Source organism: Cellulomonas sp. JH27-2, from assembly GCF_014837175.1.
In the GTDB taxonomy this organism is placed as follows: Bacteria; Actinomycetota; Actinomycetes; order Actinomycetales; family Cellulomonadaceae; genus Cellulomonas.
Window position 1 is genome coordinate 728,920 of sequence record NZ_JACYFR010000003.1, and the last position, 14,703, is coordinate 743,622.

The window sequence follows — 14,703 nt, forward strand, 5'->3', positions numbered from 1 at the left end:
GTGGGATCAGCCGACGATGTCGCAGATGGCGGTCCCGGCGCTGACGCTGGCTCCGACGCCGGCGGACAGGCCTGTGACCGTGCCCGCTCGGTGCGCGACCAGCGGCTGCTCCATCTTCATCGCCTCGAGCACCACGACCAGGTCGCCCTCGGCCACCTGGGCGCCCTCGGCGACGGCCACCTTCACGATCGTGCCCTGCATCGGGGACGCGAGCGTCGTGCCGTTGGCCGACGCACGGGCGGGGCCGGCGCGACGGGCCGCGGGCCGACGAGCGGGCGCAGAGCGGCCGACGCCGCGCGAGAGTGCCAGCGCCGCCGGCAGGACGACCTCGAGCCGCTTGCCGCCCACCTCGACGACGACGCGCTCGAGGCTGGGCGCCTCCTGCTCGTCGTCGGGCACCTGCGGTGCCTTGCCCAGTGTCGCGAGCGTGTCCGTGAACTCGGTCTCGATCCAGCGGGTGTGCACCGCGAACGGCTGCTCGGCGTCGGCCGGGACGAACGCCTCGCTGTCCATGACCGCGCGGTGGAACGGGACCACGGTCGGGATGCCGACGATCTCGAGCTCGGCGAGCGCGCGGCGGGCGCGCTCGGCGGCCTGCGTGCGGGTGGCGCCCGTGACGATGAGCTTGGCGACCATCGAGTCGAACGCGCCCGAGACGCTGTCGCCCTCGACGACGCCCGAGTCGACGCGCACGCCGGGGCCCGACGGGTAGCGCAGCGTGCTGATGCGGCCCGGGGCGGGCAGGAAGTTGGCCGCGGGGTCCTCGCCGTTGAGGCGGAACTCGAACGAGTGGCCGCGCGTCTCGACGCGGTCGTACCCGAGCGGCTCGCCGGCGGCGATGCGCAGCTGCTCGCGGACCAGGTCGATGCCGCTGATCTCCTCGGTGACGGGGTGCTCGACCTGGAGGCGGGTGTTCACCTCGAGGAACGAGATGGTGCCGTCCTTGCCCACCAGGAACTCGCACGTCCCGGCGCCGACGTACTTCGCCTCGTGCAGGATCGCGATGCTGGAGCTGACCAGCTGCTCGCGCTGCGCGTCGGTCAGGAACGGCGCGGGTGCCTCCTCGACGAGCTTCTGGTGACGGCGCTGCAGCGAGCAGTCGCGCGTGCTCACGACGACGACCGTGCCGTGCTCGTCGGCGAGGCACTGCGTCTCCACGTGGCGCGGGCGCTCGATGTACCGCTCCACGAAGCACTCGCCGCGCCCGAAGGCGCCGACGGCCTCGCGGACCGCCGACGCGTACGCCTCGTCGATGTCGGCGGCCTCGTGCACCACCTTCAGGCCGCGGCCGCCACCGCCGAACGCCGCCTTGATCGCGACGGGCAGGCCGTGCTCGGCGACGAACGCGTGGATCTCCTCGACCCCGGCGACCGGGTCGGGCGTGCCCGCGACCAGGGGCGCTCCGGCGCGCTGGGCGATGTGTCGCGCGCTGACCTTGTCGCCGAGCGCGTCGATCGCGGCGGGGGGCGGACCGATCCAGGTGAGCCCCGCGTCGATGACGGCCTGCGCGAAGCCGGCGTTCTCCGACAGGAAGCCGTAGCCGGGGTGGACGGCGTCGGCGCCCGCGCGCTTGGCGACGTCCAGCAGCTTGGCGACGTCCAGGTAGGTGTCGGCCGCGCGGGCGCCGTCGAGCGCGAACGCCTCGTCGGCGAGCCGGACGTGCAGGGCCTCGCGGTCCTGGTCGGCGTAGACGGCGACGGAACCGATCCGGGCGTCTCGACAGGCGCGGGCGATGCGGACGGCGATCTCACCACGGTTGGCGATGAGGACCTTGGAGATGGCGGGCACGGCTCACCGTAACGCGATCACCCCGGCTCACCTGTGCGCTGCAGGCACCGCCGCGCAAGATTGGGGAACCGGCCAAGCGCGTCGGAACCGCTTTTGTAGGTTTCCGACGACGACATCCGGCCGATCCGGTCCCAGCGACCCGTCCCGGTGTCGAATCGCGACAACCGCCGCAGCAATCAACCGTGGTCCGGTCAGGCGCGCCAGAGATCCGGGATCGTCACGTCGATCTCTGCCAGCAGCGAGCGCAGCAGCGGCAGGCTGATGCCGACCACGCCGTGGTGGTCGCCCTCGATCCGCTCGACGAACGGACCGCCGAGCCCGTCGATCGTGAACGCCCCCGCGACGGCCAGCGGCTCGCGCGTCGCGACGTACGCGGCGATCTCCGCGTCGGACAGGTCGGCGAAGTGGACGGTGGTGGACGAGGTCGCGCCCAGGACGGCTCCGTTGCCCGCGCCCAGGCGGCCGGGCGTCGGCTCGCCGGCGGTCGTGCGCTCGTCCATCAGCCAGTGGCCGGTGTGCAGGACGCCGGTGTTGCCGCGCATCGCCTGCCAGCGGGCCACCGCGTCGTCGGCGTCGCGCGGCTTGCCCAGGATCTGCCCGTCGATCTCGAGCATCGAGTCGCAGCCGACCACCACGAGGTCGTCGGCGGCGGCCAGCTCGTCCGGCATGTTCTCCGCGACGTCCTGCGCCTTGGCCTGCGCGAGCACCAGCACGGCGTCCGCGGGCTCGAGCGTGCCGAAGCGCTCGCGGGCGGCGGCGAGCGTCGCCTCCTCGTCGACCGACGACACCGCGACGACGGGATCGATGCCGGCGGCGATCAGCGTGGCGCGGCGGGCGGGGGAGGCGGAGGCGAGCAGCAGTCGGGTCACGTCGCCCGAGCCTACGGCGCGCCGGTGTGGGTGGCCGTCCGTACGGTGGCGGGATGACGACGGTGGAGATCCCTGTGCAGGGCTCGTTCGACCTGCGGCGGGCGATCGGCTTCGGGTTCGGGCAGCGCGACGCGGGCTCGGGCGACGTCATGCGACTGGCATTCTGCCTCGACGGCTACCGTCAGCACGCCGCAGCGGCGGTCACGCAGCCGGCGGCCGACGTCCTGCTCTGCGACGTCGTGGCGGGCGACGATCCCGACGCGGTCGCGGCCCACGCGGCGCGCGTCCTCTCGGTCGACGTCGACGGTCGCGGGTACGACGAGCTCGGCACCCGCGACGAGCTCGTCGGCCGCGTGCAGGCGGCCGCACCCGGTCTGCGGCCGGTGCTCTTCTACTCCGCGTACGAGGCGCTGCTGTGGGCGGTGCTGTCCGCCCGACGACCGGAGCGGCAGATGGCGCGCGTCCGCGACGCCCTCGCGCGGAGGGACGGTGCGGTCTTCGACGTGGCAGGCGACCAGCTCGCCGCGGTTCCGCTGCCCGAGCGGATCCTGGAGCTCGACCAGATCGACGGGCTGCCCGACGTCAAGGTGCGGCGCATGCACGGCGTCGCACAGGCGGCGCTCGACGGGCGGCTGGACACCCCCGCCCTGCGGGTGCGCGACGAGCAGGAGGTCTCCGCCGAGCTGCAGCAGCTCGAAGGGATCGGTCCCTTCTACGCGATGCTCACGACGGTCCGTGCCCTGGGGAGCACCGACGCCGTGCCGGCCGACGAGCCTCGGCTCCTGGCCGCGGCGGCCCGGCTGGTGGGGCGCGACGAGCCGCTGGACCCCGCCGAGTACCGCGATCTCGCCGCGGCGTGGACGCCCTGGCGGACGTGGGTGTCGGTCGCGATCCGAGCGACCGCCGCCGATGCCCCCGGTCGGGGCCGACGCTAGGACCTTCGGGGTGCCCGCAACCACAGCGGGGCAGGGCACAATGTCCGCGGGGCCGGCGTGGTCCCGCACCCGTCAGGAGAGACCGTGAGTGACGTGAGATCGCGCGAGAACGACGACCTCGACGAGCTGGACGACGCCGCCGTCGACGAGATCCTCGCCGCCGAGGCGGCCCTGCAGGCGCCGCCGACGCAGGCCTGGCGCCGCCGCACTGGCATCGAGATGGTGATCTCGGGCTTCATCGGCCTGATCGCGTCATTCGTGCTCTCGCACGACGCGCTCAAGCTCGCGGCCAACCCCAAGGCGAACCTGTCGTGCAGCATCAACGCGACGATCAACTGCGCGACGGTCGCGAAGCAGTGGCAGGCGACCGTCATCGGTGACATCCCGAACGCGTTCTTCGGGATCGCCGCGGAGGCCGTCGTGATCACCGTCGCCGTCGCGATCATCGGCGGCGTGCTGTTCCCGCGGTGGTACATGCTCGCCGCGCAGGCCGTCTACACCGTCGGCTTCCTCTTTGCGTACTGGCTGTTCTACGAGTCCATCACCAAGATCCACGCCGTGTGCCCCTGGTGCCTGCTGATCACGGCGACGACGACGTTGGTCTGGGCCGGACTGACGCGCCTCAACATCCGCGAAGGCCACATCGTGCTGCCGGGCGCCGCCGGACCGTGGGCCCGGCGGTTCGTCGCCTCCGGGTACGACTGGTTCATCACGATCGGCCTGATCTTCGTCCTCGTGCTGATCCTGCTCATCAACTACGGCGGCTCGCTGTTCTCCTGATCCCCGTCTGGCTCGCACGCCCGACGGACCCGCGATCCCGACCGCCGAACGCCGAATCGGTGGCCAGGGTCGCGGGTTCGTTCGCGTTCAGGCCGCGAACCTGGTCAGGACGTCCAGGGGGAGCGAGCCCATCGACAGGGCGCGGTCGTGGAACTCGCGCAGCGTCGAGCCGGATCCCAGGGCGCGGTCGCGGGTCTGCTCCCACAGGCGCTGGCCGATCTTGTACGACGGCGCCTGCCCCGGCCAGCCCAGGTAGCGGTTCCACTCGAACCGGATGAACGCCTCGGGCATGTTCACGTTCGCGAACAGGAACTCCCACCCCTTGTCGGCGTCCCAGGTGCCGCCGCCCCACTCGTCGGGCGCGCGGAGCCCCAGGTGGACACCGATGTCGAAGACGACACGCGCGGCGCGCATGCGCTGCCCGTCGAGCATGCCGAGCCGGTCCGCGGGCGTGCTGAGGTAGCCGAGGTCGGCCATGAGCCGCTCGGCGTACAGCGCCCAGCCCTCGCCGTAGCCGGACGTCCAGCAGGCGAGCCGCCGCCACGTGTTGAGCGTCGCGCGCTGGTAGACGGCCTGCCCGATCTGCAGGTGATGGCCGGGGACGCCCTCGTGATAGACGGTCGTCTTCTCGCGCCAGGTGTTGAAGGTGGTCACCGACGGCGGCACGGACCACCACATGCGGCCGGGCCGGCTGAAGTCGTCCGACGGGCCGGTGTAGTAGATGCCGCCGCTCTGGGTGGGGGCGATGCGGCACTCGAGGGTGTGCACCGGCAGCGGGATGTCGAAGTGCGTGCCGTCGAGCGCCTCGATGGCGGCGTCGGACGTCTCCTGCATCCAGGCGCGCAGCTCGTCGGTGCCGTGCAGCGTGGTGGCGGGGTCGGCGTCCAGGAGAGCAACAGCGTCGGCGACCGACGCGCCGGGCCCGGCGATCTGCGCCGCGACGGCCTCCTGCTCGGCGACCACGCGCGCGAGCTCCTCCAGACCCCACTGGTACGTCTCGTCGAGGTCGACGGTCGCGCCCAGGAATGTGCGCGACAGCAGCCCGTAACGCTCGCGCCCGGCGGCGTCGGCGGTCGGAGCGTGCGGGGCGAGCTCGCGCAGGAAAGCGGCGAGCTCCCCGTACGCGGCGCGCGCGGCCGTCGCCCCGCGCTCCAGCTCGGCCCGCACCAGCGAGCACGACGACGAGTCGTCGAGCTGCGCCCCGGCGACGAACGACGTGAAGAACGACTCGGCACCGGCCAGGTCATTGGCGTCCGCGATGCCGATCTCCACCTGCCGCACGGCCGGAGTCAGTCCACGCGACGCCCCGAGCCGCAGCGACTCGGCGTAGCCGGCCAGCGCGTCGGGCAGCGCGTTCAGTCGCGCCGCGACGTTCTCCCAATCCTGCGGCGTCGCGGTGGGCATCACGTCGAAGACATCACGTAGCAGCTGCACGGGCGAGGCCAGATTGTTGAGCTCCCTCAACGGCTCGCCGGCCTCGTCGAGCTCGACGATCAGGCCCAGCCGCTCGCGCATCGCCGCCAGCGTCACGTGGTCCACCTGGTCGCCGGGCTCCAGGTCGTCGAGCCGGGACAGTGCGGCACGGGCGGCGTCCGTGCGCGCCTCGATGCCTGCGGGTGACAGGTCCGTCATCTCGTGGTCGTGCCCCGCCAGCCCCATGAACGTCGCCTCGATCGGGTCGAGGTCGGCACAGGTGGCGGTGTAGTCCTCGGCGACCTGGTCGATCGCGGACGGTTCTCGTGAGGTCGTCATCCTGCCGACAGTACGCGCGGGCGCCGACACCGCTTCCACCATTTCGTCGCGCCGATCGTCTCCGCACCTGTCACAGTCATCGCAGCGCAGAGGGCTGCGAGCAGTGCGACGAGGACGTCAGCGGCCCGCCCGGTGGGGCGGAGGAAGCAGGGGGCGACGATGGCATCGAACGCAGGTGCGCGACGACGGGGTGGTCGGAGCGTCTCAGCCGTCGCGAGGACGGGAGCGTCGGTCGGCGTCGTCGTTCTCGTCGGCGTTCTCGCGGCCGGGTGCGACAGCTCCGACGCCTCGGCGGCCTCGGCGCCCGCGACCACCACGCCGGGCAGCACGGGCACGATCCTCGCGAGCACGCCGTCCACCGAGCCGTCCGCGGGCACGCGCATCACGACGCCCGAGCCGTCGGCCACCTCCACCGACCAGGTGAGTGCCGGAGCGGCCCCGGGCGCCTGCGGCTGGCGGGTCGACGACCCGGGTGCGGACGGTACGAAGATCGACGCCTCCGACAAGGCATTCCAGCTGGTCGTGCTGGCAACCAGGCAGGGGACCGGTGCGTCGAGCGTCACGGTCGACACCTCGGTCGCCGCCGTGCAGGACCAAGAGCTGCCGAAGGGACTGACCACCACGGAGCCGACGCTTCTCCTCGTCCGCGACGGTGCCGTGGTGGCACGGACGGACGCCGGCGACGGCGCATCGGCGGACCCAGACCGACCGGTGGACGGGGGCGAGCTCGTCGCGAAGGTCACGACGAGTGGGATCAAGCCCATCGACTGCGAGTCGGACGCGGCGCTTACGGACGGGACCTACCAGGTGTGGGCGCTCGAGACCGTCCAGACGTCGAAGGGCAAGAAGTCCACCCTGCTCGGCGGGGGCCAGGACGTCGAGATCGCATCGGGCGCGCCGGTACCGCTGTGCGGCGCCGACGTCGGTGCCCTTCCCGACGGGACCGACGACGTGACGCTGACCGCCGAGGCCACCTACGACGTCCCGGACGTGGACCCCGCGACGCACCCGAAGAAGCAGCTGTCGGCGTCCCTGGCCGTCAAGCACAGCGCGATCGACGTCACGGGTGCGTACGAGAGCACCATCTACCTCGTGGACGACGACGGTCGCATCGTGGCCGACGGCACCGAACCCGGCCACCGCACGGCCGGGGTGATCGAGCCGATCGCCGTCTCCTCGGGCGGTGGTGGCGACGGACGGGCGTACGACCAGCCGTCGACGTCGTGCCATGACGGCAGGGCCCTCGCGAAGGGGACCTACCGAGCCGTCGTCGACCTCGCCGTGGACCGCGCCGACGGGAAGCCGGGAGTGCTCCACCTCGTCGCGACGTCGAAGGACGTCGTCATCCGCTGACCACCCCAACGTTTCTGCCTCGCTGGACGTCTTGATGCATGCACACTGATCCGCGGCGCGCAGGGGGCGCGGCGGGCATCGAGACAGGGGAGTCGGTTGACGGACTGGGCGCACGTCCTCGACGAGCTGGTCCGCGTCCGCGGCCAGGCACTCGTGCGGCACGCGTACCTGCTCACGGGTGACGTGGCGGCTGCGGAGGACCTGGTGCAGGACGCGATCGTCGCGACCTTCACCCGGCGGTCCCGCGTCCGCTCAGCGGAAGCTGTCGAGGGGTACGTCCGCCGCGCGATCCTCACGACGTACATCGACGGGTACCGGCGGCGACGTCGGTGGCGGGACGTCGCGCACCTGTTCGCCCGACCTGACGAGGCCCACGGGCACGACGGCCCCGTCGACGACCGCACGGACGTGGTCGCGGCGCTCGGGACGCTCGCACCGCGGGTGCGCGCGTGCGTCGTCCTGCGCTTCTACGACGACCTCACCGTCGCCGACATCGCGGCCGAGCTCGGCCTGTCGGAAGGCGCGGTCAAGCGCTACCTGAGCGACGGCGTGCGTGCGCTGGGGGCAGCCCTCGGCCCGGTCCGCGACGACGAGACCCACACGGTCCTGGAGAGGACGACGCGATGAGCACCGACCTGCACGACCTGCTCCGCTCCGCCGCCGACGGGCTCGACCCCGAGGCACCGGACGTCTCGGCGATGTCCGGGCGGATCCGTCGTCGACGCGCGGTCCGTGCCGGCGCCACGACGGCCGGCGTCCTCGCGCTCGCCGGCGCCCTGGCGATCACCGCCGCCGAGCTCGGCGGGGTGCAGCATCGCGACGAACCGGCCGTGCAGCCGAGTGCGGTCACGCTGCCGACCGCCGTCGCGGGGGCGGAGCCGGGCACGTGCGGCTGGGAGGTCGGTGCAGCGGGTGCCGACGGCCTCGCGGTCGACGGATCCGACGCGACCTACCAGCTCGGGGTGCAGTCGGCGCGGCCGAGCGACCCACCCGACACCGCGGTCCGTGTGGAGACGCAGCTGTTCGGCACCGCCGCGACGCTGCCGCGCGGGCTGGGCTCGACGTACCCGACGGCGATGCTCACGCGCGACGGCGTCGTCGTCGCCCGAGCGCAGATGGACGCCGGTGCGCTCGGGGAGACGAGCCCGGCGACGGATCACGGGGGTGCGATCTCGTACGGTTTTCCGCTGGCGCCGGTGACCTGCGGCGCCACGTCGTCGCCGCTGCCCGACGGCACCTACCAGCTGTGGGCCGTCCAGGGCGTCGAGATGGGCGACGGCGAACGCACGCTCCTGCTCGGTGGCGGCGGAGACGTCCACGTCGCCGCGGGAAGCGCCGCCACGACGTGCGGCACCCCTGTCGGCGACCTGCCCGGGAGCGCTCCGGGCGTCGACGTCACCGTCCACGTCTACTACGGCGACCTGCCCGCCGATCTCTTCCCCGACGTGACGAACGACCGGTCGTGGCTGGCTGCGTCGGTGAGCGTCGCGCCCGACCAGGAGCAATCGGTCGCCGGGAGCTACTCAGGAACGGTCTACCTGGCGGACGCGAGCGGTCGCATCGTGGCCGACGGGACGGACCCCACGTTGGGACAGGTCGTGGGCCTCTACCCGATCGGCGCAGCCGGCGGGAGCAACCTGGTCACGACGCCGCAGCTGTCGAACCGCTGCGACGACGGCAAGAAGCTGGCGCCCGGAACGTACCGCAGCTTCGTCGTGCTCGAGCTGGACCGGGCGGGTGGCGCGCCAGGCATCGAGCACCTCGTCGCCGAGGGGGCGCCCGTCGTCGTCGGGGCGTCCTGACGTCAGCCGCGCAGGCTCCAACGCCAGGCGTCGGACCCGGAGGCCCATCGGTCGGAGCCCCGCAGGGTCCGGCGCCGGTCGCTCCAGGCCGAGGGGTGGGTGGGGGTGTCGTCGTGCACCTGGGCCGACGAGGCCGCCATCAGCCCGGCGACGAGGGCGGCGAGCTCCACGTCGTCGGGCGTGCCCCGGACGACGTGGACGTGCGCGGCGTCCTGCGTCACTGGTCGTCCTCTTCGTCGATGTCCTCCTCGAACAGCACGGGCGCGCCCCGGGAGACGCCCCACTCGTGCACGTCGAAGCCGTTGTCGACGACGGACTGGGCGATCTCGGCGCCGCCCGCCTCGACGACGTCGAGGATCGAGTCGAGCGTGCGCTCGCCGGCGGACGCGCCGCGGCTGACGACGAAGCCGACGTGGAACGTCTCGACGTCGGGCTCGACGGGCGCCGCGTCGGCGTCGCCCTCGTCCTCGTCGCCCCACGACATGCCCGTGAGGTCGGCGTGCAGGCCCAGGCGGGCGTGCAGCAGGTCGTAGAGCTCGGCATTGAGGGCACCGATCGCCGCCTCGAGCGACAGGATGCGCGGGTCCTCGTCGGCCTCCTGCGCACCGAACTCGGCGCGCACGCCCACCGCCGTGTCGACGTAGGAGTGCAGGGACGCGGCGAGGGTGTCGACGGCGACGTGCAGGTCGGAGGCGTCGACACCGGTCAGCGGCTCGCTGCCGTGCGTGGCCTCGTCGTGCTCGTCGTCGTGGTCGTGGTCGTGGTCGCTCATGGTTCGATCCTTGCAGCGTCGGACGGATGGTGCGTCACAGCGGGATGTTCCCGTGCTTCTTGGGCGGCAGGCTCGCGCGCTTGGTGCGCAGCAGGCGCAGCGCCTTGGTGATCTCTGCCCGGGTGGCCGACGGCTCGATGACGGCGTCGACGAAGCCGCGGTCGGCGGCGTCCCACGGGTTGACGATGGCCTCCTCGTACTCCGACGTCAGGCGCCGGCGCTCGGCCTCGACGTCGCCGCCCTCGTCGGCCACCGTCTTCAGCGCGCCGCGCTGCAGGATGTTGACCGCGCCGCCCGCGCCCATGACCGCGATCTGCGCCGTGGGCCAGGCCAGGTTGACGTCCGCGCCCAGCTGCTTGGAGCCCATGACGATGTACGCGCCGCCGTAGGCCTTGCGCGTGATGACGGTGACCAGGGGCACCGTGGCCTCGGCGTAGGCGTAGATGAGCTTGGCACCGCGGCGGATGATGCCGTTCCACTCCTGGTCGGTGCCCGGCAGGAAGCCCGGGACGTCGACGAACGTCAGCACGGGGATGTTGAACGCGTCGCACGTACGCACGAAGCGGGCGGCCTTCTCGGCGGCGTTGATGTCCAGTGTGCCGGCCATCTGCTGCGGCTGGTTGGCGACGATGCCCACGGGGTGGCCCTCGACGTGCCCGAAGCCGATCATCACGTTCCCGGCGTACAGCGGCTGGACCTCCAGCAGGACGCCGTCGTCGAGCACCGTCTCCACGACCGTGCGCATGTCGTACGGCTGGCTGTCGGAGTCCGGCACGAGGGTGTCGAGCGCGGCGTCCTCGTCGGACACCTCGAGCGACGCCTCGTGCGCGAACAGCGGCGGGTCCGTGAGGTTGTTCTGCGGCAGGTAGGACAGCAGCGAGCGGACGTAGTCGATCGCGTCGTCCTCGTCGTGCGCCAGGTAGTGCGCGACGCCGGACTTCGTGTTGTGCGTCGTCGCGCCGCCCAGCTCCTCGAAGCCGACCTCCTCGCCCGTCACCGCGCGGATGACGTCCGGGCCGGTGATGAACATGTTGGACGTGCCGTCGGCCATGACGATGAAGTCTGTCAGCGCGGGGGAGTACACCGCGCCGCCCGCGCTCGGGCCCAGGATGAGGCTGATCTGCGGGATCACGCCGCTCGCCGCCACGTTGCGGCGGAAGATCTCCGCGAACTGCGTCAGGCCCGCGACGCCCTCCTGGATGCGCGCGCCGCCGCCGTCGCTGATGCCGATCAGAGGGACACCCGTGCGCAGCGCCAGGTCCATGACCTTGGTGATCTTCTGCCCGTGCACCTCGCCCAGCGACCCGCCGAAGACCGTGAAGTCCTGCGAGTACACGGCGACGGGCCGGCCGTCGACGGTGCCGTGCCCGACGACGACGCCGTCGCCCGGGATGCGCTTCTTGTCTAGGCCGAAGTTCACCGACCGGTGGCGCACCATCGCGTCGATCTCGGTGAATGAGCCCTCGTCGAGCAGGGCGTCGATGCGCTCGCGGGCCGTCTTCTTGCTGCGTGCGTGCTGCTTGTCCGCGGCGTTCTGCTCGGCTGCCGCGGCGGCGTCGTGCCGCTCGGCGAGGTCGGCGAGCTTGGCCTGCGTGGTGCGTGCGGTCGCGGGGGTCGTCTGCGTCACCCGACCGAGGCTAGTTGTCGGAACCGTCCACAGGGGTGCAGGGCGCGGACGTGTTCGGCGCGTCCGCGTCGTAGGTTTCCTCCAAGGGCTCGCTCTGCGACGCTGGGGGCATGGCCGACGACGACACCCGACGCGACTCCCTGCACTCCGACGAGCTGCGCTCGCTGCTGCTGGCGCCCGACGGGCCGCTCGACCACTTCGAGGTGGTCGAGGAGACCGGGTCGACGAACGACGACGTCGTGGCCGCGCTGCGCGCCGACGTCGCCGCGTGGCCCGGTGTGGGCGTACTCGTCGCCGACCACCAGACCGCGGGCCACGGCCGCGCCGGCCGGACGTGGGAGACCGCCCGCGGGACCTCGCTGACCTGCACGTTCGTTGTGCGCCCGCAGGTGCCGCCGGAGCGGCTGGGCTGGTTCCCGCTGCTGGCGGGCCTGGGGGCCGTCACCGCGATCCGGGCCACCGCGGGGGTACCGGCGATGCTCAAGTGGCCCAACGACCTGCTGGTCCCCGCGGACTCCGAGGTCCCCGGGTGGGGCGCGGTCCGCAAGGTCGGCGGGATCCTCGCGCAGCTCGTGCCCACGCCCGACGGCGTCGCGCTCGTGGTCGGGATCGGCATCAACGTCTCGCAGCGGGCCGACGAGCTGCCCGTCGAGAGCGCATCGTCGCTCGTCCTGGCCGGCGCGCAGCACGTCGACCGCGAGAGCGTCTTCGTCGCCCTCGTCGGCGCCCTCGCGGACATCGCCGAGCGATTCCGCGAGGCGGACGGTGATGCCGTCGCCGCCGGGCTGGCCGACGAGGTCGCCGCCGTCTGCCGCACGATCGGCACCCGCGTACGCGTCGAGCTGCCGGGCGACGCGGAGCTCGTCGGGCTCGCCGCGGGCATCGAGGACGACGGGTCGCTGCGTGTGGTCGACGACGCGGGCAGGACGCACAGGGTGCTCGCAGGTGACGTGCACCACGTCCGAGACGCCGGGTGAACTACCCTCTTCCCGTGCCAGACGACGATCAGTCCACCCCGATCGAGGCGTCCGAGCGGTCCGCCGTCGAGTCGACGGTCGAGGAGATCGACGCCGCGCTGCTCGACGGCCCCCGCGTGTACAGCGCGCAGGAGCTCGCCGACCGCGCCGGCATCGGCCTCGAGTTCGTCCGCGGGTTCTGGAGCACGCTCGGCCTGCCCCACGCCGACGCCGACGACCGCATCTACACCGAGAGCGACGCCGAGGCCGTGGAGCGCGCGGCCGCGCTCGTGCGCGAGCACGGGCTGGACCTGCGGACCGTCATCACCCTGACCCGCTCCCTGGGCCACACGTCCGACCGGCTCGCGCTGTGGCAGGTCGAGGCGCTCGTCGAGGACATGGCGACGCGGTACGAGCTCGACGACCCGACCGCCCGCCTGCTCGTCCTCGACCGCCTCACCGAGCTGGCCCCGGTCCTCGAGGCGCAGATGCTGCACTCCTACCGCCGCCAGCTCGCCGCGATCGCCGGGCGCTACGCCGCCGAGTTCGCGGAGGTGGGCGACCCCGGCCCCGACCGCACCGCGCTGCCGCTGCCCCGCGCGGTCGGCTTCGCGGACATGGTCTCGTTCACCCGCCGCACGGCCGGGCTCGGGTCCACCGACCTGTCGGAGTTCGTGCAGCGCTTCGAAGCAGCGGCGCGCGACGTCGTGACGGCGGCCGGCGGCCGTGTCGTCAAGACGATCGGCGACGCGGTGCTCTTCGTCGCCGACGACGCGCGCACCGGTGCCCGCGTCGCGCTGGGGCTCGCCGAGGTGCTGGGCCGCGAGATCGACAGCGAACCCCTGCGCCTGGCCGGCCTCGCGGACGGCGCGCGCGGCGTCACGCCCGTGCGTGTCGGGTTCGTGTGGGGGCGCGTGCTCTCGCGGTTCGGGGACGTCTTCGGTCCCACCGTGAACCTGGCCGCGCGACTGACCGACATCGCCGAGCCGTCGACCGTTCTCACGGACCCGGTGACCGCCGCCGCGCTGGCGGCCGACGACAGCGTGATGCTGGAGAACCTTGATCCCGTCGAGCTGCACGGCCTCGGCACCGTCCAGCCGGTCCGCCTGCGCGCCAGCTGACCTCGCGGCCCGGGCTCGCAGCCGGGCGCCGGGTGGTGCGTGCCAGCAGCGGCTCAGGACGTCGCGTCGGCGTCCGGGTCCGGTTCGATGAGCTCCGGGCCGTTGTTGCGGACCGCGTTGACCTGCGTGGACACGGGCGTCGCGACGATCGTCGGGGGCTCGGCCTCGAGCAGGTCGCGGGCGCCGTCTGCGCCGACCGCCGGGTCCAGCCACCGGTCCCAGTCCTGCGGGCGCAGCATGAGCGGCTGACGGTCGTGGATGTGCGCGAGGTCCGGCAGCGCGGGTCGCGTGATGACGGTTGCGCTCACGAGCCAGCGCGCGGGGTCGTCGTCGGCCTTGCTCGGGTCCTTCCAGAACTCGTACAACCCGGCGAGCGCGACGACGGACCCGTCGCCGGTGTGCAGGTAGTACGGCTGCTTGCGCTTGCTCGTCGAGCCCTCGTCGGGCTTCTTCCACTCGAAGTAGCCGTCGGCCGGCAGCAGCGCACGACGCGAGGCGAACGGGCGAGCGAACGCGGACTTGTCCGGGACCGACTCCGAGCGCGCGTTGATCATCCGGTTGCCGATGGACGGGTCCTTGGCCCACGACGGGACCAGGCCCCAGCGGGCCACGCGGAGCTGGCGCGTGATCTCGCCCGTCTCCTTGTCGGCGCGCTCGACGACCATCCGCACCCCGTCGGTGGGTGCGACGTTCCACGACGGGCCGAGCAGCCGCAGGTCGTCGGCGAGCGTCGCGATGGCGAACTCGTCGGCCAGCGCCTGGTCCTCCCGGAACGATGCATAGCGACCGCACATGCGCCCACCCTCGCACGCCCCACCCACACCGCCCCGACTCCCCGCCCGCCCGCTGCCACCATTCACCGCTCGTGCTCGTCGGGCTGCGTGGGGTCGGGCCCAGGCGGCGAACGGGGTTGCGTAGGTCCGGGGCGGGTGATGGGGTGTGGTGAAG

Annotated in this window: 14 protein-coding genes; 7 read left to right on the forward strand and 7 right to left on the reverse strand. The window is 72.8% G+C overall.

The annotated features are described in order from the left end of the window. Positions 1-6: 6 nt before the first annotated feature. Both IC607_RS12380 and IC607_RS12385 read right to left on the reverse strand, forming a co-directional pair. Positions 7-1,788 carry a biotin carboxylase N-terminal domain-containing protein gene (locus tag IC607_RS12380; protein ID WP_191787652.1) on the reverse strand — a complete coding sequence of 594 codons (1,782 nt, stop codon included), beginning with the start codon at positions 1,786-1,788 and terminating at the stop codon, positions 7-9. A gap of 191 nt (positions 1,789-1,979) precedes the next feature. After that, positions 1,980-2,657 (reverse strand): Maf-like protein, encoded by a 678-nt coding sequence (locus IC607_RS12385; protein ID WP_191787653.1) that lies wholly within the window; start codon positions 2,655-2,657, stop codon positions 1,980-1,982. A gap of 53 nt (positions 2,658-2,710) precedes the next feature. On the opposite strand from IC607_RS12385, the gene IC607_RS12390 reads away from it, so the two are divergent. Together IC607_RS12390 and IC607_RS12395 are read left to right on the forward strand one after the other, a co-directional pair. Further along, positions 2,711-3,592 carry a DNA-3-methyladenine glycosylase gene (locus tag IC607_RS12390; RefSeq protein WP_191787654.1) on the forward strand — a complete coding sequence of 294 codons (882 nt, stop codon included), beginning with the start codon at positions 2,711-2,713 and terminating at the stop codon, positions 3,590-3,592. 84 nt (positions 3,593-3,676) lie between these two features. Further along, positions 3,677-4,372, forward strand: a complete 696-nt coding sequence (locus IC607_RS12395; protein ID WP_370526183.1) for a vitamin K epoxide reductase family protein — start codon at positions 3,677-3,679, stop codon at positions 4,370-4,372. An 87-nt stretch (positions 4,373-4,459) separates the two neighbouring features. Here the strand turns inward: IC607_RS12395 and IC607_RS12400 are convergent, their stop codons facing one another. Then, positions 4,460-6,124 (reverse strand): DUF885 domain-containing protein, encoded by a 1,665-nt coding sequence (locus IC607_RS12400; protein ID WP_191787655.1) that lies wholly within the window; start codon positions 6,122-6,124, stop codon positions 4,460-4,462. A gap of 159 nt (positions 6,125-6,283) precedes the next feature. On the opposite strand from IC607_RS12400, the gene IC607_RS12405 reads away from it, so the two are divergent. The 3 genes from IC607_RS12405 (at position 6,284) to IC607_RS12415 (ending at position 9,279) form a co-directional block, all read left to right on the forward strand. Then, positions 6,284-7,477, forward strand: a complete 1,194-nt coding sequence (locus IC607_RS12405; protein ID WP_191787656.1) for a hypothetical protein — start codon at positions 6,284-6,286, stop codon at positions 7,475-7,477. A gap of 96 nt (positions 7,478-7,573) precedes the next feature. Beyond that, positions 7,574-8,104, forward strand: coding sequence for a sigma-70 family RNA polymerase sigma factor (locus tag IC607_RS12410; protein ID WP_191787657.1), 531 nt, complete (start codon positions 7,574-7,576; stop codon positions 8,102-8,104). After that, positions 8,101-9,279, forward strand: a complete 1,179-nt coding sequence (locus IC607_RS12415; protein ID WP_191787658.1) for a hypothetical protein — start codon at positions 8,101-8,103, stop codon at positions 9,277-9,279. Before IC607_RS12410 ends, IC607_RS12415 begins: the two co-directional genes overlap by 4 nt. A gap of 2 nt (positions 9,280-9,281) precedes the next feature. Here IC607_RS12415 and IC607_RS12420 read toward each other — a convergent pair whose 3' ends face one another. From IC607_RS12420 to IC607_RS12430, 3 genes are read right to left on the reverse strand one after another with little or no spacing between them, the layout of a single operon-like run. Next, the gene (locus IC607_RS12420; RefSeq protein WP_191787659.1) at positions 9,282-9,500 is read right to left on the reverse strand and encodes an acyl-CoA carboxylase subunit epsilon; all 219 of its coding nucleotides are present in this window, start codon (positions 9,498-9,500) and stop codon (positions 9,282-9,284) included. After that, positions 9,497-10,051 carry a hypothetical protein gene (locus IC607_RS12425; RefSeq protein ID WP_191787660.1) on the reverse strand — a complete coding sequence of 185 codons (555 nt, stop codon included), beginning with the start codon at positions 10,049-10,051 and terminating at the stop codon, positions 9,497-9,499. The genes IC607_RS12420 and IC607_RS12425 overlap by 4 nt, the downstream gene beginning before the upstream one ends. A 34-nt stretch (positions 10,052-10,085) precedes the next feature. Continuing rightward, positions 10,086-11,678: an acyl-CoA carboxylase subunit beta gene (locus tag IC607_RS12430; protein WP_191787661.1), complete on the reverse strand. Its 1,593-nt coding sequence runs from the start codon at positions 11,676-11,678 to the stop codon at positions 10,086-10,088. A gap of 110 nt (positions 11,679-11,788) precedes the next feature. Here IC607_RS12430 and IC607_RS12435 point away from each other — a divergent pair, with 110 nt between their 5' ends. After that, a complete protein-coding gene (locus IC607_RS12435; protein WP_191787662.1) occupies positions 11,789-12,655 on the forward strand; it encodes a biotin--[acetyl-CoA-carboxylase] ligase in 867 nt (288 codons plus the stop codon). A gap of 14 nt (positions 12,656-12,669) precedes the next feature. Further along, positions 12,670-13,755, forward strand: a complete 1,086-nt coding sequence (locus IC607_RS12440) for an adenylate cyclase regulatory domain-containing protein (protein ID WP_370526184.1) — start codon at positions 12,670-12,672, stop codon at positions 13,753-13,755. 53 nt (positions 13,756-13,808) lie between these two features. Here IC607_RS12440 and IC607_RS12445 read toward each other — a convergent pair whose 3' ends face one another. After that, positions 13,809-14,549: an SOS response-associated peptidase gene (locus IC607_RS12445; protein WP_191787664.1), complete on the reverse strand. Its 741-nt coding sequence runs from the start codon at positions 14,547-14,549 to the stop codon at positions 13,809-13,811. Positions 14,550-14,703: the final 154 nt, after the last annotated feature.